At 73.5% G+C, this 23,368-nt stretch carries 19 protein-coding genes and 1 pseudogene; 10 read left to right on the top strand and 10 right to left on the bottom strand.

What is annotated here, in order from left to right:
* Nucleotides 1–90: 90 nt before the first annotated feature.
* Nucleotides 91–1,401 carry a class I SAM-dependent methyltransferase gene (locus DVA86_RS04605; protein WP_208876009.1) on the bottom strand — a complete coding sequence of 437 codons (1,311 nt, stop codon included), beginning with the start codon at nt 1,399–1,401 and terminating at the stop codon, nt 91–93.
* 90 nt (nt 1,402–1,491) lie between these two features.
* Here DVA86_RS04605 and DVA86_RS04600 point away from each other — a divergent pair, with 90 nt between their 5' ends.
* The 4 genes from DVA86_RS04600 (at nt 1,492) to DVA86_RS04585 (ending at nt 5,148) form a co-directional block, all read left to right on the top strand.
* Entirely contained in the window at nt 1,492–2,526 is a 1,035-nt protein-coding gene (locus tag DVA86_RS04600) for a polysaccharide deacetylase family protein (RefSeq protein WP_208876008.1), read from the top strand.
* A gap of 173 nt (nt 2,527–2,699) precedes the next feature.
* Complete coding sequence (gene groES, locus DVA86_RS04595) at nt 2,700–3,011, top strand: co-chaperone GroES (protein WP_121518526.1); 312 nt, start codon at nt 2,700–2,702, stop codon at nt 3,009–3,011.
* A gap of 93 nt (nt 3,012–3,104) precedes the next feature.
* Nucleotides 3,105–4,730 carry a chaperonin GroEL gene (groL, locus tag DVA86_RS04590; RefSeq protein ID WP_208876006.1) on the top strand — a complete coding sequence of 542 codons (1,626 nt, stop codon included), beginning with the start codon at nt 3,105–3,107 and terminating at the stop codon, nt 4,728–4,730.
* 217 nt (nt 4,731–4,947) lie between these two features.
* A complete protein-coding gene (locus tag DVA86_RS04585; protein ID WP_208876004.1) occupies nt 4,948–5,148 on the top strand; it encodes a hypothetical protein in 201 nt (66 codons plus the stop codon).
* A gap of 57 nt (nt 5,149–5,205) precedes the next feature.
* Here the strand turns inward: DVA86_RS04585 and DVA86_RS04580 are convergent, their stop codons facing one another.
* A complete protein-coding gene (locus DVA86_RS04580; RefSeq protein WP_208876003.1) occupies nt 5,206–5,979 on the bottom strand; it encodes an SDR family NAD(P)-dependent oxidoreductase in 774 nt (257 codons plus the stop codon).
* A gap of 54 nt (nt 5,980–6,033) precedes the next feature.
* Nucleotides 6,034–6,699, bottom strand: a complete 666-nt coding sequence (locus DVA86_RS04575; RefSeq protein ID WP_208876002.1) for an MOSC domain-containing protein — start codon at nt 6,697–6,699, stop codon at nt 6,034–6,036.
* A gap of 81 nt (nt 6,700–6,780) precedes the next feature.
* Between DVA86_RS04575 and DVA86_RS04570 the strand changes: the two genes are divergently transcribed.
* Entirely contained in the window at nt 6,781–7,668 is an 888-nt protein-coding gene (locus tag DVA86_RS04570; RefSeq protein WP_208876001.1) for a LysR family transcriptional regulator, read from the top strand.
* Between the two features lie 324 nt (nt 7,669–7,992).
* Here DVA86_RS04570 and DVA86_RS04565 read toward each other — a convergent pair.
* Nucleotides 7,993–8,538, bottom strand: a pseudogene (locus tag DVA86_RS04565) (TerD family protein); the annotation flags it as partial.
* Between the two features lie 243 nt (nt 8,539–8,781).
* On the opposite strand from DVA86_RS04565, the gene DVA86_RS04560 reads away from it, so the two are divergent.
* Complete coding sequence (locus DVA86_RS04560; protein WP_208876000.1) at nt 8,782–9,306, top strand: DUF6643 family protein; 525 nt, start codon at nt 8,782–8,784, stop codon at nt 9,304–9,306.
* Nucleotides 9,307–9,482: 176 nt separating this feature from the next.
* Here the strand turns inward: DVA86_RS04560 and DVA86_RS04555 are convergent, their stop codons facing one another.
* The 5 genes from DVA86_RS04555 to DVA86_RS04535 form a co-directional block, all read right to left on the bottom strand.
* Nucleotides 9,483–9,878 (bottom strand): DUF779 domain-containing protein, encoded by a 396-nt coding sequence (locus DVA86_RS04555; protein ID WP_208875999.1) that lies wholly within the window; start codon nt 9,876–9,878, stop codon nt 9,483–9,485.
* Nucleotides 9,878–11,401 carry an acetaldehyde dehydrogenase ExaC gene (exaC, locus tag DVA86_RS04550; protein WP_208875998.1) on the bottom strand — a complete coding sequence of 508 codons (1,524 nt, stop codon included), beginning with the start codon at nt 11,399–11,401 and terminating at the stop codon, nt 9,878–9,880. Before exaC ends, DVA86_RS04555 begins: the two co-directional genes overlap by 1 nt.
* A 63-nt stretch (nt 11,402–11,464) precedes the next feature.
* Entirely contained in the window at nt 11,465–12,763 is a 1,299-nt protein-coding gene (locus DVA86_RS04545) for a GAF domain-containing protein (protein WP_208875997.1), read from the bottom strand.
* 128 nt (nt 12,764–12,891) lie between these two features.
* Nucleotides 12,892–14,268: a family 2B encapsulin nanocompartment shell protein gene (locus DVA86_RS04540; RefSeq protein WP_208875996.1), complete on the bottom strand. Its 1,377-nt coding sequence runs from the start codon at nt 14,266–14,268 to the stop codon at nt 12,892–12,894.
* A 100-nt stretch (nt 14,269–14,368) separates the two neighbouring features.
* Nucleotides 14,369–15,784: a family 2B encapsulin nanocompartment shell protein gene (locus DVA86_RS04535; RefSeq protein WP_208875995.1), complete on the bottom strand. Its 1,416-nt coding sequence runs from the start codon at nt 15,782–15,784 to the stop codon at nt 14,369–14,371.
* A gap of 379 nt (nt 15,785–16,163) precedes the next feature.
* Between DVA86_RS04535 and DVA86_RS04530 the strand changes: the two genes are divergently transcribed.
* Both DVA86_RS04530 and DVA86_RS04525 read left to right on the top strand, forming a co-directional pair.
* Nucleotides 16,164–16,769: an Rv1733c family protein gene (locus DVA86_RS04530; protein ID WP_208875993.1), complete on the top strand. Its 606-nt coding sequence runs from the start codon at nt 16,164–16,166 to the stop codon at nt 16,767–16,769.
* A 106-nt stretch (nt 16,770–16,875) separates the two neighbouring features.
* Nucleotides 16,876–19,323: a right-handed parallel beta-helix repeat-containing protein gene (locus tag DVA86_RS04525; RefSeq protein ID WP_208875992.1), complete on the top strand. Its 2,448-nt coding sequence runs from the start codon at nt 16,876–16,878 to the stop codon at nt 19,321–19,323.
* On the opposite strand, the gene DVA86_RS04520 is transcribed toward DVA86_RS04525, so the two are convergent.
* A complete protein-coding gene (locus DVA86_RS04520) occupies nt 19,293–21,740 on the bottom strand; it encodes a hypothetical protein (RefSeq protein ID WP_245996342.1) in 2,448 nt (815 codons plus the stop codon). The genes DVA86_RS04525 and DVA86_RS04520 overlap by 31 nt on opposite strands.
* A gap of 190 nt (nt 21,741–21,930) precedes the next feature.
* Between DVA86_RS04520 and DVA86_RS04515 the strand changes: the two genes are divergently transcribed.
* Nucleotides 21,931–22,827, top strand: a complete 897-nt coding sequence (locus DVA86_RS04515) for a DeoR/GlpR family DNA-binding transcription regulator (protein WP_208875990.1) — start codon at nt 21,931–21,933, stop codon at nt 22,825–22,827.
* Nucleotides 22,828–22,895: 68 nt separating this feature from the next.
* Entirely contained in the window at nt 22,896–23,366 is a 471-nt protein-coding gene (locus DVA86_RS04510; protein WP_208875989.1) for an SRPBCC family protein, read from the top strand.
* Nucleotides 23,367–23,368 lie beyond the last annotated feature (2 nt).

The raw sequence follows: 23,368 nt of genomic DNA, 5'->3' as shown, positions 1-23,368 counted from the left end.
TTCGGCGTTTGAGGACGGCCCCCGGCCACGGGGCACCGGCGGTGGGCCGCTGAGCCGCGGGGCCACGGCGGCGGACGGTGCCCGGCGGCGTCAGACCGCCGGGTGCCCGAGCAGCATGCTCGGCGCACCGGCCACCCGCGTGAGGAACACGGTCGCGGACCCCGCCCCCCGCGGCTTCACCTTCCGCCGCAGTTCCTCCGGTTCGACCGCCGAGCCGCGCTTCTTCACGGTCAGCGTGCCGACCTCGCGCTCGCGCAGCAGCGCGCGCAGCCGCTTGAGGTTGAAGGGGAGCACGTCGGTGATCTCGTACGCGGTGGCGAATGGCGTCCGTACGCGCTCGTCGGCGGTGACGTACGCGATGGACGGGTCGATCAGCCGCCCGCCCGTCTCCCGTACGACCTCGGCGACGAGGTGGGCGCGGATGACGGCGCCGTCCGGCTCGTAGAGGTACCGGCCGACCGGCCCGACGGGCGGCGCCTCGTACGGCGCCCCGCCACCGGCGCCCGCGCCGCCACCACCGGCGCCACCCGCCCCCGCACCCGCCCCGTTCAGCGAGTCACCACGCGGCAGCAGCGTGGCCCGCACGGCGGGGGCGCCGCCCCGCGCCCCAGACCGCGCACCGCCGAACCACAGCACCGCCTCCTTCACGTCCCCCGCGTGCGAGACCCACTCCGCCTCGGCGTCCTCCGGCAGCGCCTCGTGCGGTACGCCCGGCGCGATCTTCAGCGCGGCGGCGTCCGCCGCGCGGGCGGTCTCGACGGCCCAGCTCAGCGGCGGCGCGTACGCCTCCGGATCGAAGATCCGCCCGCCGCGGCCACCGCGCCCGCCCCGGCGCGCGGGGTCCACGAACACGCCGTCGTACGCGCTCGTGTCGACCTCCGTGACATCCGCGCACCGCACCTCGACGCGTGCGGTGAGCCCGAGCGCCGCCGCGTTGGCGCGTGCCACCGCGCAGGTCAGCGGGTCGCGGTCGACGGCCAGTACGGCGATGCCCGCGCGGGCCAGTTCGATCGCGTCGCCGCCGATGCCGCAGCACAGGTCGGCGATACGGCGTACGCCGCGCGCCGCGAAGCGCTCCGCGCGGTGCGCGGCCACGGCGGTACGGGTCGCCTGCTCGACGCCGTCCGGCGTGAAGTACATGCGGGCCGCGTCCCGCGCCCCGAACTTCGCCGCCGCCCGCTGGCGCAGCCGCGCCTGCGCCAGCGCGGCGGTGACCAGCGCGGCGGGGTGGTCGCGGCGCAGCCGGGTGGCGACGGCGAGTTCGTGCGCGGGGTCGTAGTCCCGCAGTTCGGCGAGCAGCCGCTGCCCCTCGTCGGTGAGCAGCGCTTCGAACGAGGTCAGCGGGGTCGGGGAGGCGTCGCCGGTCGGAGCCGGCGTGTCGGGTACGGCCACACGGGCCATTCTCCCCGCCGCGCCGGAACGCCGTACGGGCGCACGCGGGGTCCGGTGACACGATCCGGCGTTATGCGCGTAATCCTACAAAAGGGAAATATGCCTTGGCGGGCGTCGAGGCGGGCACTGCTCGCCTCGACGCTCGCGCTGCTCACGGCGGTCGCCCCCGCGGTGGACGTACGGGCCGCCGGCACCGGAGTGCCGCCGGACGGCGCCGGCCCCGGCGCGCATCCGGCCGCGGACCGGCAGGCGGGCCCCCTCCGCCCGCTCCTCGGCCCGCCGCAGCCCCTCGTCGACGACCCCCGTCCCGGGCCCGGCGAGGCCGCGCCCAAGCTGCTGCCCGAGGCCGCACCTGCCGCCCCCGGGCTGGCGCTCGCGTCCGCGCAGCGCAGCCAGGCCCTGTCCTCCGCCCAGGCGCTCGCAAGCCACGCCGAACGCGTCCAGCAGCGCCTCGCCGCCTACCGCCGCTGGGGCCTGAAGCGCCCGCTGCCCGCGCCCGCCGCGCCGCCCGCGCTCAAGCCGCGCGTACGCGACGCCAAGGTCGTCTCGCGGGTGCCGACCGACGACAAGGTCATCTTCCTGACCATCGACGACGGCACTGTCAAGGACCCCGAATTCCTGGATCTCGTACGCGAGATGGACCTGCCGGTGACCTCGTTCCTGACCGACGAGGAGTCGCGCCCCGGCGCCGGGTACGAGTACTTCCGCGAGCTGGAACGCCTCGGCGGGACGACGCACAACCACACGCTGCACCACCCGTTTCTGCCGGCGCTCTCGTACAAGCGGCAGCGCAAGGAGATCTGCGGGCAGCAGGAGAACCTGAAGCGGGAGTTCGGCGGCCCGGAGCCGCGGCTGTTCCGGCCGCCGTACGGGGAGTACGACAAGGACACGCTGCGTGCCGCGCGGAAGTGCGGCGTGGACGCGGTCGTGCTGTGGGGGATGGAGGCGTGGGCGGACCGCGTCGACTTCCAGGAGCCGGGCCGGCGGCTCTACCCCGGCGCGATCATCCTCACCCACTACCGCGGCCCGGCCGAGTGGGGCGACGGCGGCACCATGGCCGACATGACCCGCAGACTGCTCCGGCTCGCCGCAGATCAGGGCTATTCCGTGGGTCGGCTGGAGGACTATCTCTGAGCGCCTGGCACTCTAGTTGACGGAGTGCTAATCGAGGCATAATGTCAAGGCTGGCACTCCCCGCCGGGGAGTGCCAGAAGCGACGGGCAGACCGGCACCCGCGACGACGGTTCTGGCCAGCGCCAACCAGACATGCGTACCCCGCTGAGATCTCCGAAGGGGGAGGTCGGATCGTGACGACCGCCACCAGCTCCAAGGTTGCCATCAAGCCGCTCGAGGACCGCATTGTGGTCCAGCCGCTCGACGCCGAGCAGACCACGGCCTCGGGCCTGGTCATTCCGGACACGGCCAAGGAGAAGCCCCAGGAGGGCACCGTCCTGGCCGTCGGCCCCGGGCGCTTCGAGGACGGCAACCGGCTTCCGCTCGACGTCTCCGTCGGCGACATCGTGCTGTACAGCAAGTACGGCGGCACCGAGGTGAAGTACCACGGCGAGGACTACCTCGTTCTCTCGGCGCGCGACGTTCTCGCGATCGTCGAGAAGTAATTCACCCAAGCCGAAGATTGCCTGATCTGCGCCCTGGAACCCGCGAGAGCCGGGGCCGGGGCGCAGTTCGTTTGAGAGGACCCAACAGCTCCCATGGCCAAGATTCTTAAGTTCGACGAGGACGCCCGCCGCGCCCTCGAGCGCGGTGTGAACCAGCTTGCGGACACCGTCAAGGTGACCATCGGCCCCAAGGGCCGCAACGTCGTCATCGACAAGAAGTTCGGCGCCCCGACCATCACCAACGACGGCGTCACCATCGCCAGGGAGGTCGAGGCCGAGGACCCGTACGAGAACCTCGGCGCCCAGCTGGTGAAGGAGGTGGCGACCAAGACCAACGACATCGCGGGTGACGGCACCACCACCGCCACCGTGCTGGCCCAGGCGCTCGTACGCGAGGGCCTGCGCAACGTCGCGGCCGGCGCCTCCCCGGCTGCCCTGAAGAAGGGCATCGACGCCGCGGTCAAGGCCGTCTCCGACGACCTGCTCAAGTCCGCCCGCCCGATCGACTCCAAGGAGGACATCGCCGCGGTCGCCGGGCTGTCCGCCCAGGACAGCCAGGTCGGCGAGCTGATCGCCGAGGCGATGGACAAGGTCGGCAAGGACGGTGTCATCACCGTCGAGGAGTCCCAGACCTTCGGCCTGGAGCTCGACTTCACCGAGGGCATGGCCTTCGACAAGGGCTACCTGTCGCCGTACATGGTCTCCGACCAGGAGCGTATGGAGGCCGTCCTGGACGACCCGTACATCCTGATCCACCAGGGCAAGATCAGCTCCATCCAGGACCTGCTGCCGCTGCTCGAGAAGATCATGCAGGCCGGTGGCTCCAAGCCGCTGCTGATCATCGCCGAGGACGTCGAGGGCGAGGCGCTGTCCACGCTCGTCGTCAACAAGATCCGCGGCACGTTCAACGCCGTCGCTGTCAAGGCGCCCGGCTTCGGCGACCGCCGCAAGGCGATGCTCGGCGACATGGCCACCCTCACGGGTGCGACCGTCATCGCCGAGGAGGTCGGCCTCAAGCTCGACCAGGCCGGTCTGGACGTGCTGGGCACCGCCCGCCGCGTCACCGTCACCAAGGACGACACGACGATCGTCGACGGCGCCGGGAACAAGGCCGACGTCGAGGGCCGCGTCGCCCAGATCAAGGCCGAGATCGAGGCCACGGACTCCGACTGGGACCGCGAGAAGCTGCAGGAGCGGCTGGCCAAGCTGGCCGGCGGCGTCTGCGTGATCCGTGTCGGTGCCGCGACCGAGGTGGAGCTCAAGGAGAAGAAGCACCGTCTCGAGGACGCGATCTCCGCGACCCGCGCCGCGGTCGAGGAGGGCATCGTCGCCGGCGGCGGCTCCTCGCTCGTGCACGCCGCGAAGGTCCTGGAGGGCTCGCTCGACAAGCAGGACGACGAGGCCACCGGTGTCGCCGTCGTGCGCCGCGCCGTCGTCGAGCCGCTGCGCTGGATCGCCGAGAACGCCGGCCTCGAGGGCTACGTCATCACCTCGAAGGTCGCCGAGCTCGAGAACGGCCACGGCTTCAACGCCGCCACCGGCGAGTACGGCGACATGGTCAAGGCCGGCGTCATCGACCCGGTCAAGGTGACCCGTTCCGCCCTGGAGAACGCGGCGTCGATCGCCTCGCTGCTGCTCACGACCGAGACCCTGGTCGTCGAGAAGCCGGCCGAGGAGGAGGACGCCCCGGCTGGCGGCGGACACGGCCACTCGCACTGAGCCGTAGCAGGGCACAGGCGACCCGCGGTCGCGCGGTGCCGATGGTGAGGCCCGGTTCTCCCGTACGGAACGTGTACGGGAAGCCGGGCCTCACCCGTTGCGCGGGGGACGCCGGGGCCTCGCACGGCGCGGGCCAACTGCGCATGAACCCAAGGGGCTTCGGGCAGGCGCCGGCAGAATGGGCAGCAGTGGAGCAACCGGTGACACCGCGGAGGACATGGTGACTGAACTGTCGATCGTGCTGGCGGTGCTGTTCCTGCTCGTCGGGATGTACTCCGGCTGGCGCGGCTCCAGGTCCAACACCGGCTCCGGCTCCGGGACCAGCGGCGGTGGCGGCGACCCTGGCGGCATCGACGGCGGCGGTTTCGACGGCGGTGGCGGTGGCGGAGGCGACGGCGGTGGTGGCGGCGGGGGCTGAGCGAGCCCCTCGCCGTTCGGCGCGCCGCCCCGGCCCCGTCGTCCGGTGCTGCGCGCGCTACTTCGGGCCGTAGCGGCGGCGCGTCGAGGACGTGGCGCGCGAGAGCACGCGGCTCGGGGCCAGCTTCGCCAGGCCCGTCATGGCCTTGTACCGCGGGTCGGGCACGGACAGTTCACGCCCGCGGGCCAGGTCCGCCAGCGCCGCGTCCACCACGCGGCTCGCGTCCAGCCACATCCAGCCCGGCACCTGCCCCGTGTCCAGGCCGGCCCGGTCGTGGAACTCCGTCCGTACGAAGCCGGGGCACAGGGCCATCAGCCGTACGCCCGTGCCCGCCAGGTTCCGCGCCGCCCCCTGCGTGAACTGGACGATCCACGCCTTCGACGCGCTGTACGTGCCGTTCGGCACGAACGCCGCCACGGAGGCGACGTTGACCACGCCGCCCCGCCCCCGTTCGCGCATCGCCTCGGCCGCCGCCGTCGTCGAGCGCAGCACCGCCTCGCAGTGCACGCGGAGCATCGTCAACTCGTCCGCGAGAGGCACCTCCAGGAAGCGGCCCTTGGTGCCGAAGCCCGCGTTGTTCACGAGCAGGTCCACCGGGCGCGCGCGGTCGCCGAGGCGCTGTTCGAGGGCGCTGATGCCGTCCTCGGTCGCGAGGTCGGCGGTCAGCACGGACACCTCGACGCCGTGCTGGTCGTGCAGTTCGGCGGCCTGCGTGCGCAGCCGTTCGGTTTTCCGCGCGGCCAGCACCACGTCGTGCCCGTCCCGCGCCAGCCGCCGCGCGAACGCGGCGCCGATCCCCGACGTCGCGCCCGTGATCAATGCAGTCGTCATACGGGGAACGCTATCTGCCCCGCGTCCCCCTCACGCGCCGCCTCGCGTACCCCCTCACGCGCCGCGCCGCAGCGCCCGTTCCCGCGACTCGTGGGGCAGGGCGTCGCCGGCCGCGAGCATCCGTTGCAGCAGTTCCGGTTCGGTGGTGAGGGCGCGGAACCAGAACGCGACCGACACCTCGTGCTCCGGCCTGTGCACCACCTGGACGGCGTCGCCGGCCCGCACCTCGCCGGGCTCGATCACCCGCAGGTACGCGCCCGGCGCCGCCCGCTGCGTGAAGCGCTTGATCCAGCCGCGTTCGCCGAGCCAGCCCGCGAACGTACGGCACGGTATGCGGCCGCAGCTGACCTCCAGCAGGGGGCCGCGGTCCGGGTCGCCGACGCGCCAGCGCTCGCCGACGCGGGCGTCGTTCACGCTGCCGCCGGTGGTGGTGAGGTTCTCGCCGAAGACGCCGTTCGGCAGCTCGCGGCCGAGCTCGGCGGCCCAGCCGTCCAGGTCCTCGCGCGCGAACGCGTACACCGCCTGGTCGTCGCCTCCGTGGTGCCGCCAGTCGCCGATGGTGTCGCCGGCCAGGCCGCTGCCGCCGGAGCCCTTGGGGCCTGGCGCGGAGACGCGGACGGGGTGCGGTGCGGGCCGTTTGTCGATTCCGGTGACGCGTCCGGCGGAGTCGGTGTACTCCGCGGTGTGCGGCCTGGCGAGATTCACTGACAGCAGCTTCATCCGCCCACGCTAGCCAGCCGCCGGCCAAAGCCGCTAACGGTATTTCTCCGCCTCCCCCAAGCCGGTCTTATGCTCGGGGGCATGATCGAGGCTCGCCATCTCCGCGTGCTGCGCGCCGTGGACCGTACGGGGTCGTTCTCGGCCGCCGCCCGCCGGCTGGGCTGTACGCAGCCCGCGGTCAGCCAGCAGATGAAGGCCCTGGAGCAGTCCGCGGGCACGCCGCTGCTGGTGCGCTCCGGCCGCGAGATGCGGCTGACCGAGGCGGGCCAGGCGCTCGTACGGCATGCCGCCGGCATCCTGGCCGGGCTCACCGCCGCCGAGGAGGAGGTGGCGGCGCTGGCGGGGCTGCGGGCGGGGCGGGCCCGGCTGGTCTCGTTCCCGAGCGGCAGCTCGACGCTCGTCCCCACGGCCGTCGCCGCGATGCGGAACGACCACCCCGGCACCCGTGTCTCGCTGGTGGAGGCGGAGCCTCCGGGGTCGGTGGAGATGCTGCGTGCGGGGGACTGCGAGATCGCGCTCGCGTTCCGCTACGAGCCCTCGCCCGAGTGGGACGACCTGGTCGTACGCCCGCTGCTGGCGGACCGGCTGGTGGGGCTGGTCCCGGCGGAGCACCGGTTCGCGGACGCGCCGGTGGTGGGCATCGGCACCCTCGCCGAGGAGCCGTGGATCGCGGGCTGCCCGCGCTGCCGCGCCCATCTGGTGGACGTGTGCGAGCGCGCCGGTTTCACCCCGCGGATCGACTTCGCGACCGACGACTATCCGGCGGTCGTCGGCCTGGTGGGCGCGGGTCTGGGCGTGGCCGTGCTGCCGGAGCTGGCCGTCCGCTCGGTGCGTACGCAGGGCGTCGCGACGGTGCGGCTGGAGCCGGACGTACGGCGGGAGGTCGTGGCGCTGACCCTGCCGGACCTGGCGAGGGTGCCCGTGGTCGGCGGGATGCTGGACCGGCTGGAGACAGCGGCACGGGGCTGAGGGCTGAACGGGCGGGGCGGGGGGTTGGTGGTGCCCGGGGCTGCCCTTCGTGGAGGTGGGGTGTGGGCCCGCCGCATGCGTGCTGGCCGGATGGGCTCAGGAGTTGCTCGATCTGCCGGAAGTTCTCGTCGCGGGTGCCGGTGACGGTCGCATGCTTTACCTCGGCGGTGATCTGGCGCTGCGGCCCGCGGCAGCGGGTGAACACCGCGGCGCACAGGGGCAGCGTGACGCCGGGGAAGAGGCGGGTGGTTTTTTTCGAGGCACCGGCACCCCACGGGATCTACCCGTAGGCCTTCGTGTGCAGCGTAAGATGTGTATAAGCGACGGCGCCTGGGGCGCGGCCGGTGCCTGCGGCTCGTCCACGCTGATGCCGAAGTCCGTTGCCAGCCCGGCCAGTCCGGTGTCGTAGCCCTGGCCGACGGCGCGGAACTTCCAGCTGCCCTGCCTGCGGTACAGCTCGCCCAGCACGAACGCGGTCTCGCTGCTGGCGTCCGTGCTGTCGAACCGCGCGAGTTCGGCGCCGCCCGCCGCGTCCAGCACCCGTACGTACAGTCCCGGCACCTGCCCGAAGCTGCCGCTGTCGGCCGAGGCCGCGACGACGATCGTCTCGATGGCCGGCTCGACGCGCTCCAGCGCGACGGAGAGGCCGTCGGTCACCGTCGCCCCCTCGGTGCGCTTGCCCTCGTGCCGGACGGCGCCCACCGGGTCCTGCGGCTGGTTGTAGAAGACGAAGTCGGCGTCGGACCGTACCTTGCCGGAAACCAGCAGCAGGGCGGAGGCGTCCACGTCCGGCACTCCGGGACCGGCGTGCCAGCCCAGCTCCACCCGTACGGCCGGGGCCGGTACGGGAACGTTGGTGCCCTTGCGCATGGTCATAGGTGATCCCCTCGTGCTCAGCTCATACGGCGTGCGGCAGCGGCGTGACGCCCGGCCCAACCTATTCCACCCCGCCCACGCAGGCGAGAAGCGGTCTCTTTACACGATCTGAACACGACGGTGCGACCGATTTTCCCGGATTCGTTCGCATTGTGTCCGCGCAGCCACTCCGAGCACGCAAAATGACCCTCTTACCGGACTCCCCAACTAGCACATCTTGGGCTTAACTTATGGGCTATGACCTCCCCCCGCGGTACCTACGGCGGCGGTTACTACGCTGCGCCACCCTTCCCTGACACTCCGATCTACGACATGCTCGTCGCCGAGCGGGGCACTCCGCAGATCGCTCCCATCCGGGTGCCGGCCCAGTACGAGTCCAGCGGCTATCTGCCCGCACTGCCCGCGCCCGCGCTCCCGGCCCTGCCCTCGGGGTCCGGTTCCGGTTACGGCCAGCAGCAGCAGACGCCGCCGCACGGCTATCCGACCGCGGGCCAGCCCGCGCCGCAGCCGATGCCCCTGCAACAGGCCCCGATGCCGTACGTCCCGCAGCAGCAACAGCCGGGCGGGCGCGGGCCGCAGGGCCAGCCGGGCTATCCGGGCCACCCCGGCATGGGCGGTCAGCAGCCGCCCCAGCACCAGCAGCCCCAGCGGCCGCAGCCGCAGATGCGCCCGGTCGCGCCGCCGCGTCCGGCCGCGCCGCGGCAGATGCCCAACACCTACGAGGACCAGTACGGACGTCCGTACCCCGGCAGGGGGTACTGACCGGCACGCGACAACGCGCGGCGCAAACGGCCGACGGGGGGCGGAGCACGACTGCGGGGTCAACACCCGCCTGCCCTGGGCCGCTTGCGCCGCGCGTTGCTGTGTTCCGGCGCGCGTTGCCGTGTTCCCGGCGGCGGCACCGCCGTGCCCGCGCCGTCCACGGGCACGACGGTGGTTCAGGGAGTCCGTCCGGAGGGCGAGGGAGGCGCGTCCGCGCCGAGGTCGGCGTCCTCCAGGAGCCGCGAGCGGATCAGGAACCGCACCCCCTCGGGGGCCTCCAGCGAGAACCCGGCGCCGCGGCCCGGCACCACGTCCACGGTGAGGTGCGTGTGGCTCCAGTACGCGAACTGGGCGGCCGACATCCAGAACGGCACCAGCCCCGGCACGCCCTCCACCCACAGCTCCTCCAGCAGCACGTCGGAGGCGCCCGTACGGAGTTCGCCGAGGGGGAGGCACATCGGCGAACTCCCGTCGCAGCAGCCGCCGGACTGGTGGAACATCAGCGGCCCGTGCCGGCCGCTGAGCTGCCGGAGCAGCTCGGCGGCCGCGGGGGTCACCTCGACACGGGGCATCAGAACAGCCCGAGTTTCTTCGGGGAGTAGCTGACGAGGAGGTTCTTCGTCTGCTGGTAGTGGTCGAGCATCATGCGGTGGTTCTCGCGGCCGATGCCCGACTGCTTGTAGCCGCCGAAGGCCGCGTGCGCGGGGTAGGCGTGGTAGCAGTTCGTCCACACGCGGCCGGCCTGGATGGCGCGTCCGGCGCGGTACGCGGTGCCGCCGTCCCGGGTCCAGACGCCCGCCCCGAGGCCGTACAGCGTGTCGTTGGCGATCTCGACGGCGTCGGCGAAGTCGGCGAAGCCGGTGACCGCGACGACGGGTCCGAAGATCTCCTCCTGGAACACGCGCATGTGGTTGCCGCCCTCGAGGACGGTGGGCTGGACGTAGTAGCCGCCCTCGAGCTCGCCGCCGAGCTCGGCGCGCGCGCCGCCGGTGAGCACGCGGGCGCCCTCCCGTTCGCCGATGTCCAGATAGGAAAGGATCTTCTCCAGCTGGTCGTTGGACGCCTGGGCGCCGACCATCGTGCCGGTGTCCAGCGGGTGTCCCTGCACGATCTTCTCGGTGCGCTGTACGGCCGCGGCCAGGAAGTCGCGGTAGTGGCCCCGCTGGATCAGGGCACGAGACGGGCAGGTGCAGACCTCGCCCTGGTTGAGGGCGAACATGGTGAAGCCCTCGAGCGCCTTGTCCAGGAAGTCGTCGTCCCGGTCGGAGATGTCGTCGAAGAAGATGTTGGGGCTCTTGCCGCCGAGTTCGAGGGTGACCGGGTTCAGGTTCTCGGCGGCGTACTGCATGATCAGCCGGCCCGTGGTGGTCTCGCCGGTGAACGCGACCTTGGCCACGCGCGGGCTGCTCGCCAGCGGCTTGCCGGCCTCGAACCCGAAGCCGTTGACGATGTTGACGACGCCGGGCGGCAGCAGGTCGGCGACGAGGCTCAGCCAGAAGTGCAGCGAGACCGGGGTCTGTTCGGCGGGCTTGATGACGACGGCGTTCCCGGCGGCGAGCGCGGGCGCCAGCTTCCAGGCGGCCATCAGGATGGGGAAGTTCCACGGGATGATCTGCGCGACGACGCCGAGCGGCTCCTGGAAGTGGTACGCGACGGTGTCCTCGTCGATCTGGGACAGCGAGCCCTCCTGGGCGCGGAGGGCGCCCGCGAAGTACCGGAAGTGGTCGACGGCCAGGGGGATGTCCGCGGCCAGCGTCTCCCGTACGGGCTTGCCGTTCTCCCAGCTCTCGGCGACCGCGAGGCGCTCCAGGTTCTCCTCCATGCGGTCGGCGATCCGGTGGAGCACCAGCGCCCGGTCGGCGGCGGACGTACGGCCCCAGGGGCCCGCGGCGGCGTGCGCGGCGTCCAGGGCGCGTTCGACGTCGTCGGCGGTGCCGCGGGCGACCTCGGTGAACGGGGCTCCGGTGACGGGCGTGGGGTTCTCGAAGTAGCCGCCCTGCTTGGGCGCCACGTACGTGCCGCCGATCCAGTGGTCGTAGCGCGCCTGGTAGTCGACGATCGCGCCTTCGGTTCCGGGTGCGGCGTACCGGCTCATGTCCCTGGCCTCCCTGACGGGTGTCACCGCGCGCTGTGTGGGAATGCGCGGCTGCCGGGGACGCTAGAGGTGCGGACGTTGCGTATACGTTGCGTACGTCTCGCTCAGCCCGAACGCACGGCGCAGTGCCCGAACACGTGCCGCGGTGGGGGCGCGCAGCGGGTCGTGCGCGGGGCGGGCCGCGAGCAGCGCCTCCCACGCATCCAGGTCGTCCTCGCCCCAGGGGCTGTGCACCCATGTCTCCAGCAGCTCCGGGCGCGGCACGGTGAGCAGCCGCTGGCGCAGCCGGTCCTCGAGGGTGCGGCGCAGCCGTATGATCCCCGGCGCCTCGGAGAGGGGCAACAGCGGGCCGCGGTAGGCGGCGAGGGCGGCGCCCGTGTCCGCGGCGTCCAGCGCGTCGGTGACGGCGGCGAAGTCGGTGCCGAGGGGTTCCCGCAGCCGGTACGGGCGGGAGGCGAGGAGGGGACCCAGCAGCTGCCGCAGGCGGGAGAGTTCGGCGCGCAGGGTGACCGGGTTGACGTCGCGCTCGCCGTACAGCTCCAGGCTGAGCCGTTCGCCGGTGAGGCCCTCCGGGTGCGCGGAGAGCAGCAGCAGGATCTCGCTGTGCCGCCGCCCGAGACGTACGGGTGCGGCGCGCCCGCCGCGCAGCACGGCCTCGTCCCGGCCGAGTGCCTGCAGCAGCGGCGTACCGCCGTCGGCGCCGGTGCCGGCACGGGCGAGCTGAGATTCGGCGGCGCGGGCGGTGGCCTGGACGAGGGCGAGGCTCTGCGGGGCGGCGAGGTGGTCGCCGCCGGTGATGTCGACGGCGCCCAGCAGGCGGCCGGTGTGTGGGTCGTGTACGGGGGCGGCGGCGCAGGTCCAAGACTGCACGGCGCGGGAGTAGTGCTCCGCGGCGAAGATCTGCACGGCGTGGTCGAGGGCGAGCGAGGTGCCGGGGGCGTTGGTGCCGACGGCCCGTTCGGCCCAGTGGGCGCCGGCGACGAAGTTCATCCGCTCGGCCCGGCGCCGTACCTGCGGGTGGCCCTCGACCCACAGCATGCGGCCCGTCTCGTCGCAGACGGACAGCAGGTGGGCGCCGTCGTCGGCTATGGTCCCGAGCAGTTCGCGGATGAGCGGCATCACGCGGGCCAGCGGGTGCTCGGCGCGGAACGCGGAGAGCTCGGCGCCGGCCAGGTCGACGCGGGCGACGCTCTCCGGGCGCACCAGCGCCCCGGCGCACCGCCGCCACGAGTCGGCCACCACATTGCGTACCGGTTCGGCGATCGGCGCGCCCCGCAGGAACTCCTCGTGCGCTCGCCGCAGCAGCCCGTCCCGCTCGGCCGGGTCCGCTCCCGCCTCGAGCGCCAGCCATGGATTTCGCACCCCGTCATGTTCCTGCACGGAGCGTCAGCAGGCAACGCTTCACACGGCGGCGCCCGTGACGTGCTATAGGGCAGCCGGTGCGGCGGGGCCGGCCGGCGGTCCGCAACGTCCCGCCGGCCGGCCCCGGTTCAGACCTCGACGTCCTCCAGGATGCCGAGTGCGTCCGGGACGAGCACCGCGGCGGAGTAGTACGTGCTGACGAGGTACGAGAGCAGCGCGCGCTCGTCGATGCCCATGAAGCGGACGTTGAGGCCCGGTTCCAGCTCGTCCGGGATGCCGGTCTGGCGCAGTCCGACGACGCCCTGGTCGTCCTCTCCGGTGCGCATCGCGAGGACGCTGGTGACGCCGTCGGTCACCGGGATCTTGTCGCAGGGCAGCAGCGGGATGCCCCGCCACGTACGCACCCGGGTGCCCTCGAACTCGGTTTCCGGCGGGAGGATGCCGCGGCTGCTGCACTCGCGGCCGATGGCGGCGATCGCACGCGGATGCGCCAGCAGGTAACGCGTCCTGCGGCGGCGGGAGATCAGCTCGTCGAGGTCGTCGGGGGTGGGCGGCCCGGAGCGGGTGGGGATCCGCTGCTTGAGGTCCGCGTTGTGCAGCAGCCCGAACCCGCGGTCGTTGACCAGGTCGTGCTCCTGGCGCTCGCGCAGCGCCTCGACGGTCAGCCGCAGCTGCTCGCCGACCTGGTCCATCGGGCCGTTGTGGATGTCGGCGATTCTCGTGTGCACGCGCAGCACCGTCTGCGCGACAGCGAGCTCGTACTCGCGGGGCTCCGGCTCGTAGTCGGCGAACGTGCCGGGCAGTTCGGGCTCTCCGGTGTGGCCCGAGCTGAGCGCGATGTCGGCCTCGCCGCGGCGGTTCCGGGGCGGGAGGGGGCGCGAGGTGTGGCGCTCGAGGTGCGCGCGGAGCGTACCGGAGCGCTCCGCGAGCTCCCGGATTCCGGTCAGCGGGAGGGTCAGCACGGTGCAGCGGGTGACCGCCGTCAGCGAGTACGGCCAGCTGCCCGGCTCGGGCGTGAGGACCTGGTCGCCGTCGTGGTCGCCGTCTGCGAGGGTGCCGAGCAGATTCTCCGCGCCGTACGGGCCGGTGCCCGTACGGCGCAGCTTGCCGTGCGCGAGGAGGACCAGCTGCTCGACCGGGGCGCCGCCGGCGGCCACGGTGTCGCCGGGCGCGTACTCGCGCTGCTCGCAGCGGTCGGCGAGGGCGCGCAGCACGTCCGGGTCGTCCAGCGCCCGCAGGTGCGGGATCTCGCGCAGCTCGGCGGGGATGACCCGGACGTCGGTGCCGGTGGCGACGAACTCGACCCGGCCGTCGCCGAGTGTGTGGGTGAGCCTGCGGTTCACCCGGAAGCTGCCGCCCTTCGTCTCCGTCCAGGGGAGGACGCGCAGGAGCCAGCGCGGGGAGATCCCCTGCATCTGCGGGGGCGTCTTGGTGGTGGTCGCCAGCTTGCGTGCGGCGGCGGTGGAGAGACTGGTGTACGCGGTGGGGCCGGGGTGTGTGGTCATGGACGGGTGGTGGGCCTTCCGTTCGGGACGTGCGGGCGTTCCGGCCGCGGTGCGGGCGGGCGTTCACCGGGGGGTCCCGGCGCGTTTCCGCGCCGCGCCGTCACCGTCCGACTTCCACGTCCTCGAGAATTCCCAGGGCGTCCGGGACCAGTACGGCCGTCGAATAGTAGGCACTCACCAGATAGGAGATGATGGCCTTCTCGCTGATCCCCATGAAACGCACCGAGAGGCTCGGCTGGAACTCGTCCGGAATTCCCGTCTGGTGCAGCCCGACAACGCCCTGCGCTTTCTCGCCCGTGCGCATCGCCAGCACCGACGTGGTGCCCGCGGCGCTCACCGGGATCTTGTTGCAGGGCAGGATCGGCACACCGCGCCAGGCGGGCACGGCGTGCCCCTCGAAGTCGACGCTCCCGGGGTGGATGCCCCGGCTCGTGCACTCCCGTCCGATGGCGGCGATCGCCTTGGGGTGCGCGAGGATGACGCTGGGGTCCTTCCAGACGGTGGCGAGGAGTTCGTCGAGGTCGTCGGGAGTGGGCGGGCCGGAGCGGGTGTGCAGGCGCTGCCTGAGGTCGGCGTTGTGCAGCAGCCCGATGTCCCGGCTGTTCACCATCTCGTGCTCCTGGCGCTCGCGCAGCGCCTCGACGGTCAGCCGCAGCTGCTCCTCGACCTGGTTCATCGGCTGGTTGTAGAGGTCGGCGACCCTGCTGTGCATGCGCAGCACGGTCTGGGCGACGCTCAACTCGTACTCCCGTGGCGCCAGTTCGTAGTCGACGAACGTGCCCGGGAGGGACGGTTCACCCTCGTGTCCGGACGCCAGGCTGATGGCCGCCTCGCCGTCCGGTGTCCGCTGCGCGGGCACCGTGGGGCGGCCGCTCGCCAGGTGGGTGCGGAGGCTGCCGGAGCGCCCGGCGACCTCCTCGAACGCGGTCCTGGACAGCGTCAGCACGGTGCCGCTGGTGAGCGACCGGAGGGTGACGTCCCACTCGCCGGCTTCGCCCTCCAGCCGGTCGTCGCCCGCGAAGTCGCCGTCCGCGAGGACGCCGTGCGAGGTCTGCCGGTCGTACTTGCCCCGGCCCAGCCGCTCCAGCTTCCCGTGCGCCACGAGCACCAGCCGGTCCGCGGGCTGCCCGGCCTCGACGATCGTCTCGCCGGGCCCGAAGTCCCGCTGCTCGCAGCGGTCCGCGAGCTCCGTCAGGGCCGCCTCGTCCTCGTATCCGCGCAGCAGGGGCAGTTCGGCCAGCTCGCGCGGGATGACGCGGACCTCGGCGCCCGTGGAGACGAACTCGACCCGGCCGTCGCCGAGCGTGTGGGTGAGCCGCCTGTTCACGCGGAAGGTGCCGCCGGACACCTCGACCCACGGCAGCACCCTGAGCAGCCAGCGGGAAGTGATCCCCTGCATCTGCGGGGGCGTTTTGGTGGTGGTCGCCAGATTCCTCGCCGCGGCCGTGCCGAGGCTGAGCCTCGCCTGCTCCTCCGCGCCGTCGCTGCCGGAATGTGTTTCCACGGAAGTGGTCATGGAACGAAGACCGCCAATCTGCTTGCTGGCTTTGCGAATTCAGCGCGCTGCGCCACGAAGCTAACCGCCGCCGCGGAGCAGCGGCAATCGCTCGAAAGAGCTGCCGGGGCGAGGAATGCGGGCGGGTACGGACGGGTAACGCCCGAGCCCGCCCGCCGGAACCGGCGGCCGCGCGAACTCCGTGACCAGCCACGGGAATTGGCCACCCGTACGGCCGCCGGGCCGCACACGGGCGTACGCCTGGGGCGCGCGCGGGAGCCGTCACGGTTGCGTTCCAGCGATGCGCCCCCGGACCCGTGCGGGTGCTCCGCCCACGTAACGTCGGACTGTCCGAGTAAAGTCGGACCAACGGGGAGAACGGGGAGTTGGGGGTGAGGCCGTGCGCAGCATCGCCGGGCTGTGGCGCTGGCGCCGTAATCCGCTGTGCCGCCGCAGCGACCGCCGCGAGGCGCTGGTGTCGCTGTGCGCCGCGCTGCTGATCGTCCTCGGCGCCCCCGTCGTCGGCCTGACCGGGGGCGTGCTGGCCCACGAGGAACTGCTGGGCGCGGCGCGGGAGCAGCGCGCGGAGCGGCACGCCGCGTGGGCCACCGTACAGCAGCTGACCACCCCGCAGCCCGGGCTGGGCGCCGACCCCGAGGACGCCGACGGGGAGAGCGAGAAGTACCGCGTCGTCGCGTACTGGCCGGGCCCCGACGGCGCCGTCCACACCGGCACGACGGACGTCGGCCACCAGGTGCGCCCCGGCGACCGGTTCCACGTCTGGACGGACGACCAGGGCCGTATCACCAACCCGCCGATGTCCGCGGCCACCGCCTCCTCGCAGGCGCTGCTGGCCGGCGTGGTGTCGGCGGCCCTCGCCGCCGGCCTGGTGGAGGGTCTGCGGCGGCTGGCCGTACGGCAGTTGCTGCGCCGGCGGTACGCGCGCTGGGACGCGGAGTGGGCGCGGATCGGTCCCGACTGGGGGCGCACGGGCAGCAGCAACTGAACCGTCGCTGACCTGTCATGGGACACCCCGCGCGCACGCTACGGTGGACCTGCCCGCACGCGCGGCAGCGCAGCTCAGATCGCACGAAGTGAGGACGCAGCAGTCCATGGGACAGGCCCCGGTCCAGGTCACGCACACCGGCACAGCGCGCTGGCGGCGCCGCACGGGAGAGTACGGCTCACTGTCCGCCGCGTTGCAGGCCGCGGCCGACGGCGATGTGCTCACGGTGGCCCCGGGCACGTACAGGGAGAATCTGACGATCGAACGGGCCGTCACCGTACGCGGCCCCGAGCGCGCGGGCAGCGGCTCGGTGCGCATCGCGCCCGCGGAGGGCGTCGCCGTCACCGTACGGGCGTCGGCGGCGCTGGCGGACCTGCAGATCGAGGGGCAGGACTCCGCGGCGCCCGCGCTGCTCGTGGAGGACTGCGCCCCGGAGCTGAACGCCCTCCGGGTGATGACGCGTTCGGCGGCCGGCCTGGAGGTGCGCTCCGGCGCCCGTCCCATCGTGCGCCGCTGCACGGTGGACAACCCGGCCGGGATCGGCCTCAGCGTGTGCGGCGGCGCCGGCGGCGTCTACGAGGAGTGCGAGGTGGTCGCCGCGGGCCAGGCGGGCATCTCCGTGCGCGACGGCGCGCACCCGCGCCTGGAGCGCTGCCGGGTCCACCACGCCTCCGGGGCGGGCCTGTCGGTGCACGGCGAGGGCAGCGCGGTCGAGGCGGTGGGCTGCGAGGTGTACGAGATCAAGGGCGCGGGTGTGCTCGTCGCGTCCCGCGCGACCGGGCATCTCACGGGCTGCCGCGTGCACCGCACGTCGGCCGACGGGCTCACGCTGGACACGGACGCGGTGCTGACGCTCGCCGACTGCGAGATCCACGACATCCCCGAGAACGCCATCGACCTGCGGTCCCGTTCGGTGCTGACGCTGACCCGCTCGAAGGTGCGCCGGTTCGGCCGCAACGGCCTGTCGGTGTGGGACCCGGGCACCCGCGTGGACGCCAACAGCTGCGAGATCCACGAGAGTACGGGCGACTACCCGGCGGTGTGGATCAGCGACGGCGCCACCGCGGTGCTCGACTCGTGCCGCGTACACGGCGTGCCGGACGCCCTGTTCGTGCTGGACCGCGGCTCGCGTGCCGACGTGCTCGACAGCGACCTGTCGCAGGTGCGCGGCACGGCGGTGTCGGTGAGCGACGGCGCGACGGTGCAGCTCGACGACTGCCGCATACGTGAGAGCGGCACCGGCGCGTGGTTCCGCGACCACGGCAGCGGCGGCACCCTCGCCAACTGCACCATCGACGGCGTCGCCACCGGCCTCATCGTGACCAAGGGCGCCGACCCGACGGTGGAGCGCTGCACGGTGACCTCGCCGGAGGAGGCCGGGGTGTACGTCTCGGCGGAGGGCCGCGGCACGTTCCACGGCTGCCGGGTCACCGGGTCGCGCGGGTACGGCTTCCACGTCATCGACGGCTGCCGTACGACGCTGCGCCGCTGCCGTACGGAGCGGTGCGCGCGGGGCGGCTTCGAGTTCGCCGAGGAGGGGCCGGTCGTCGAGGACTGCACGAGTGACGAGAGCGCCGCCGTGCCCGCTCCGGCCGCGCCCGCCGCCCGTACGACCACCGCCGTGGTGAACGCGGGCCTGCTGACGGCCGGTTCCGACGTGCCGGCCCAGGGGGCCACGGCCGGCGGGAAGGCGGCGCGGGTGCCCGGCGCTGACGGGGAGCCGGAACCAGGCAGCCCGGCGGCGCGTCCGGCGAAGGAGGTGCTGGGCGAACTCGACTGCCTGGTCGGCCTGGAGAGCGTCAAGCGCGAGGTGCGCATCCTCACGAACATGATCGAGGTGGGGCGGCGGCGCCTGCAGGCGGGCCTGAAGGCGGCCTCGGTCCGCCGCCACCTGGTGTTCACCGGCTCCCCCGGCACGGGCAAGACGACGGTCGCCCGGCTGTACGGCGAGATCCTGCACTCCCTGGACGTGCTGGAGCGCGGCCACTTGGTCGAGGTGTCCCGCGTCGACCTGGTCGGCGAGCACATCGGCTCGACGGCGATCCGTACGCAGGAGGCGTTCGACAGGGCGCGCGGCGGCGTCCTGTTCATCGACGAGGCGTACGCCCTCTCCCCCGAGGACTCCGGGCGGGACTTCGGCCGCGAAGCGATCGACACGCTGGTGAAGCTGATGGAGGACCACCGCGAGGAGGTCGTGGTCATCGCCGCCGGGTACACCACCGAGATGGAGCGCTTCCTGGCCGCCAACCCCGGTGTCGCGTCCCGCTTCTCCCGCACCATCACCTTCGGCGACTACTCCCCGGAGGAGCTGTTGAGCATCGTGGAGCAGCAGGCGGAGGAGCACGAGTACCAGCTCGGCGAGGGCGCCCAGGAGGCGCTCCTGAAGCACTTCACGATCCTGCCGAAGGGCCCGACGTTCGGGAACGGGCGCACCGCGCGGCAGACCTTCGAGGCGATGGTCGAACGGCACGCGGGCCGGGTCGCGCAGCTCGCCGACCCGAGCACCGACGACCTGACGCTGCTCTACGGCGAGGACTTGCCCGGCCCGGCCTGAGCCCCCGTCTGCGCCTCCGCCTGAGCCACGGGCCGGTCCCCCGCCTGAGGCACAGCGCCCTGCTGCGCCGGGAGCCGCCCCCTGCGCAGGCGCGCCAGCAGCCCGTCCCGCTCCTCGTCGAACGCGGGGTCGGCCTGATAGTCGCTGTGCCCCAGGATCGGCGCGGGCAGCGGCTGTTCGGCGGTGCGGCCGTACGCCAGCGGGTCGAGCAGCGGGCCCCGGTCGACGTCCGGGTCCGTGTCGGCGGGGAGCCGTACGGGGCCGCCGATGGGGTCGGTGAGCCGCCACAGGTTGCGCCAGCAGTCCAGCTCGCGGTGCAGGGAGCCGAGTTCGCGGGGGCCGAAGTAGGCGGGGAACCAGCGGCCGTAGAGCCGCTCCAGCGGCGATCCGTACGTGAGCAGGGCGACGTGCCGGCGGGTGACCGGGTCGAGCTGCCACACGGCGGCGGCCGCGAGGACGCTGCCCTGCGAGTGCCCGGAGATGACGAGCCGCCCGCCCGGCCGCTCCTGCGTCCAGGTCGCCATGCGCCACACCAGGTCCGGCACGGCCCGCTCGGCGTAGCACGGCGGCGCGAAGGGGTGCGCGGCGCGCGGCCAGAACGTGCCGACGTCCCAGAGGATGCCGATGGTGCGCCGGGCGGACGCGTCGCGGTAGGCGCGCCGGCCCATGGTGAGGAGCAGCAGGAAGCCGAAGCCGACGAGCCAGGAGCCCAGCGTCTGGACGGTGTCGGCGAAGCCGTCGACGATGTCCGGGGCGCCGTCGGCGGCCGTGCCGGGAACCTCGCCGGTGAGCCACGTGCCGAGCACCGCCGCGGCGCCCAGCAGCAGCGTGACGGCGGCGATCAGGCCGACGAGCAGCGGCGCCGAGTCGGTGACGGCGGCACGCGCGATGGAGCTCGCGATGCGCCGCGAGCGGGACTCGTCGCGCTCCGCACGCTCGGCGCGGTACCCCTCGTGCACCTGGCCGGCCAGCCGGGAGCCGTGCCGCCGCACCTGGAGGAGGAACGAGAACAGCAGCACCAGTACGACGCCCAGCAGCACGGGGATCGCCGACGACTGCCAGGTGAGCACGGTCGGCGGCCCGGCGATCGAGCCGTCCAGCCAGTCGGACACCCACTTCGTCACCCCGCCGGACATCACGCCGCCCAGCGCGCACGCGAGCATCGCCACCGAGGCGGCGGCCAGTCCGGCCAGCGCCGTACGCGCGACACGGGCCGCCCGGTGCAGCAGGACGCCGATGGCGGCGAGGGCGACGATCAGCACGCCCTGCGCGACGGCGAGGACCGCGAACGTCTCGTCGCCGGGCAGCTGTCCGCCGCTGCGCCACTCCGGGCGCGACCAGGCGGCGTGCAGCACGGCGAGCGCGAGGACGCCGGCGGCGGCGCCGGGCAGCAGCCGTACGGTGAGCGTGTCGAGGGAGTCGTCCGCCACCCGTTCCTTGCGGCCCCGGCGGCAGACCGCGTAGACGGTCCAGCAGGCGCCGGCCGCGATCAGCGCGGCGACGGCCCAGCCCAGCGCCTCCAGCGCGGCGGCGCCCCCGGGCCCGCGGTCGAAGCGGCCGGCCGCGGCGCTGATCGCGGCGGCCACGGTGAGGAATCCGGCGGCCGTGTGCGCGGCACGCAGCCGGGCGACGTGGCGCCGCCCGTACCAGAAGCCGGGCAGGCACAGCGCGGGACGCTCGGCGCCCTCCGGCTCGTCCTCGGCGACCGGGCGGCGCCACGGGGGCTGCGACTCGTACGCGCTCCACGTGCGGTGCGAGAGCCACCACAGCAGCACCGTCAGCGCGGTGGGCACCAGCGCGGCCAGCGCGAGCCGCCGTCCCGGCTGGCTCCACCAGCCGCCGCTGCCGCCCGCGTCGACCGCCATGAAGCCGAGCCAGTCGCGCTCCGCGGAGCACTCCGGCGTTCCGGCGCACTGCCAGGCGACCAGGTCGAGCGCCACCTGGCAGGCGGCGGCGGTCAGCAGCACGGTGAGGCTGAGCGAGACCAGCCGCACCAGCACGCCGTGTGTCCGTACGGCGGGGCGGCGGGGGTCGGCGGCGGGGCGCATCCAGTGCGCGAGGTTGGCGACCATGAACGGCAGCAGGATCAGCCAGAGGGCGCGGGCGCTGTTGCCGGAGGTGAGGTTGGACCAGCAGTACGCCTCCGGGATCGGCCGGTCCGTGTACTCCTCGGGCCGCTCCTCGCCGCCCACGTCGTCGCCGCGCCGGTGGACGGCGGCGGTGTCGTCGCCGCTGACGCGCTCCGTACGCGGATCGCCCAGCATCTCCTCGGGGGTGGTGCCGCCCACCCCGTGCACGAGCAGTTCCAGGGCCAGCCCGCTGGGCCGGTCCCGTCCCGCCTCGTCCGCTCCGCCGGCGCTTCCGCCCGCCGTTCCGCCCGTGCTTCCGTCCGCCGCTTCCGCCCCGACAGCGCGCATCGCGTCTCCCCCGTACCCCCGAAAACCCCTCCGGCCGCGCACCAGCATCCACCTCGGACTGTGCCGGGCGCAGCCCACCTCCGCCAAGACGACCCGAAATCTTCACTCGAGCGGCTGACGGACGCTCATGGGAGGATGAGCACGGGCGTACGGCCGGATCGAGCAGGGTGACGAAGGGACGGAAGGCGCGGTGGGCGACAACCAGAACCTCCTCGCGGAGCAGCGGCGCGCGCTGATTCTGGACGAGGTCCGGCGGCGCGGCGGCGTCCGCGTCAACGAGCTCACCCGGCGGCTCATGGTCTCCGACATGACGGTCCGCCGCGACCTGGACGCCTTGGCGCGGCAGGGCGCGCTGGAGAAGGTGCACGGCGGCGCGGTGCCGGTCGCGGAGGCGAGCACGCACGAGCCGGGCTTCGAGGTGAAGTCGTCGCTGGAGCTGACCGCGAAGGAGGAGATCGCGCGGGCTGCCGCGGCGATGGCCGTGCCGGGCAGCGCGATCGCGCTGTCGGGCGGCACGACGACGTTCGCGCTGGCGCGGCATCTGCTCGACGTGCCGGACCTGACGGTGGTGACCAACTCGGTGCGTGTGGCGGACGTGTTCCACTCCGCGCAGCGCGCCGCGGGCGACGCGCGGACCATACGGCCCGGCGCGGCGACGGTGGTGCTGACCGGCGGGGTGCGTACGCCCTCGGACTCGCTGGTGGGCCCGGTCGCGGACGCGGCGATCCGTTCGCTCCACTTCGACGTGCTCTTCCTCGGGGTGCACGGCATATCGGTCGAGGCGGGGCTGTCCACGCCGAACCTGGCGGAGGCCGAGACCAACCGGCGTTTCGTGGGCGCCGCCCGGCGCGTGGTGGTGGTCGCGGACCACACCAAGTGGGGCACGGTGGGGCTGAGTTCGTTCGCGGCGCTGGAGCAGGTGGACACCCTGGTGACGGACGGCGGTCTGTCCGGCGCCGCGCGCGCGGAGATCAACGAGCAGCTGCCGGGCCTGATCGTCGCGGGCGACACCGCGGACGGGAGCGCGGAGGCGAGCGCGGGTGCGGGCGAGGACGCCGCCGCGGAGGAGCCCGCCGCGTCGGACTGAACGGCGGCGGTCTAGGCTGTTCCGGCTGTTCCGCGCCAAGTGCCGTCTCTGCCCAGGGGGTTGCGCCGATGCCGAACCGACTGCGTTCCGTGGAGCTGGAGTTCGCCGAGACGGCGCCGGTGCGCCTCGTGTTCCGCGAGGAGGCGCGGGCGTCGCCGGAGGCGCTGTTCGACGCCCTCTCCGAGGTGGACACGTGGCCCGAGTGGTACCCGGGTGTGACCGGCGCCCGGCCGCTGGAGGGCGGCGAGCAGCGGATGATCCACCTCCGGGGCGGCGGGCGGTTCCTGGAGACGGTCATCACGAGCCGCCCGGAGCGGTATTCGTACCGCTCCGACGAGACCAACGCCCCCGGCGTACGCGCCCTCCTGGAGGACTGGCGGCTGGAGCCGTCCGGCACCGGCACCCGGGTGCAGTACACCTTCGCGCTGGACGGCACCGCGCCGTGCCGCGCGGTGGCGCGGCTGCTCGGCCCCGGGCTGCGGCGCGCCTTCCGCGGCGCGGTGCGCACACTGGACGGGCGGCTCGCGGCCGGCGGCTGATC

Origin of the sequence: Streptomyces armeniacus, from assembly GCF_003355155.1 — a bacterium.
Lineage (GTDB): Bacteria > Actinomycetota > Actinomycetes > Streptomycetales > Streptomycetaceae > Streptomyces > Streptomyces armeniacus.
Note: the sequence above shows the minus strand (reverse complement) of the source record. Positions and strands in the feature narration are given on the sequence as shown.

What these genes read in the sequence shown, in the direction of transcription:
- DVA86_RS04605 (WP_208876009.1), bottom strand. Translation starts at nt 1,401, where the DNA reads ATGGCCCGTGTGGCCGTACCCGACACGCCGGCTCCGACCGGCGACGCC.
- DVA86_RS04600 (WP_208876008.1), top strand. Translation starts at nt 1,492, where the DNA reads ATGCCTTGGCGGGCGTCGAGGCGGGCACTGCTCGCCTCGACGCTCGCG.
- groL (WP_208876006.1), top strand. Translation starts at nt 3,105, where the DNA reads ATGGCCAAGATTCTTAAGTTCGACGAGGACGCCCGCCGCGCCCTCGAG.
- DVA86_RS04585 (WP_208876004.1), top strand. Translation starts at nt 4,948, where the DNA reads ATGGTGACTGAACTGTCGATCGTGCTGGCGGTGCTGTTCCTGCTCGTC.
- DVA86_RS04580 (WP_208876003.1), bottom strand. Translation starts at nt 5,979, where the DNA reads ATGACGACTGCATTGATCACGGGCGCGACGTCGGGGATCGGCGCCGCG.
- DVA86_RS04575 (WP_208876002.1), bottom strand. Translation starts at nt 6,699, where the DNA reads ATGAAGCTGCTGTCAGTGAATCTCGCCAGGCCGCACACCGCGGAGTAC.
- DVA86_RS04570 (WP_208876001.1), top strand. Translation starts at nt 6,781, where the DNA reads ATGATCGAGGCTCGCCATCTCCGCGTGCTGCGCGCCGTGGACCGTACG.
- DVA86_RS04560 (WP_208876000.1), top strand. Translation starts at nt 8,782, where the DNA reads ATGACCTCCCCCCGCGGTACCTACGGCGGCGGTTACTACGCTGCGCCA.
- DVA86_RS04555 (WP_208875999.1), bottom strand. Translation starts at nt 9,878, where the DNA reads ATGCCCCGTGTCGAGGTGACCCCCGCGGCCGCCGAGCTGCTCCGGCAG.
- exaC (WP_208875998.1), bottom strand. Translation starts at nt 11,401, where the DNA reads ATGAGCCGGTACGCCGCACCCGGAACCGAAGGCGCGATCGTCGACTAC.
- DVA86_RS04540 (WP_208875996.1), bottom strand. Translation starts at nt 14,268, where the DNA reads ATGACCACACACCCCGGCCCCACCGCGTACACCAGTCTCTCCACCGCC.
- DVA86_RS04535 (WP_208875995.1), bottom strand. Translation starts at nt 15,784, where the DNA reads ATGACCACTTCCGTGGAAACACATTCCGGCAGCGACGGCGCGGAGGAG.
- DVA86_RS04525 (WP_208875992.1), top strand. Translation starts at nt 16,876, where the DNA reads ATGGGACAGGCCCCGGTCCAGGTCACGCACACCGGCACAGCGCGCTGG.
- DVA86_RS04520 (WP_245996342.1), bottom strand. Translation starts at nt 21,740, where the DNA reads ATGCGCGCTGTCGGGGCGGAAGCGGCGGACGGAAGCACGGGCGGAACG.
- DVA86_RS04510 (WP_208875989.1), top strand. Translation starts at nt 22,896, where the DNA reads ATGCCGAACCGACTGCGTTCCGTGGAGCTGGAGTTCGCCGAGACGGCG.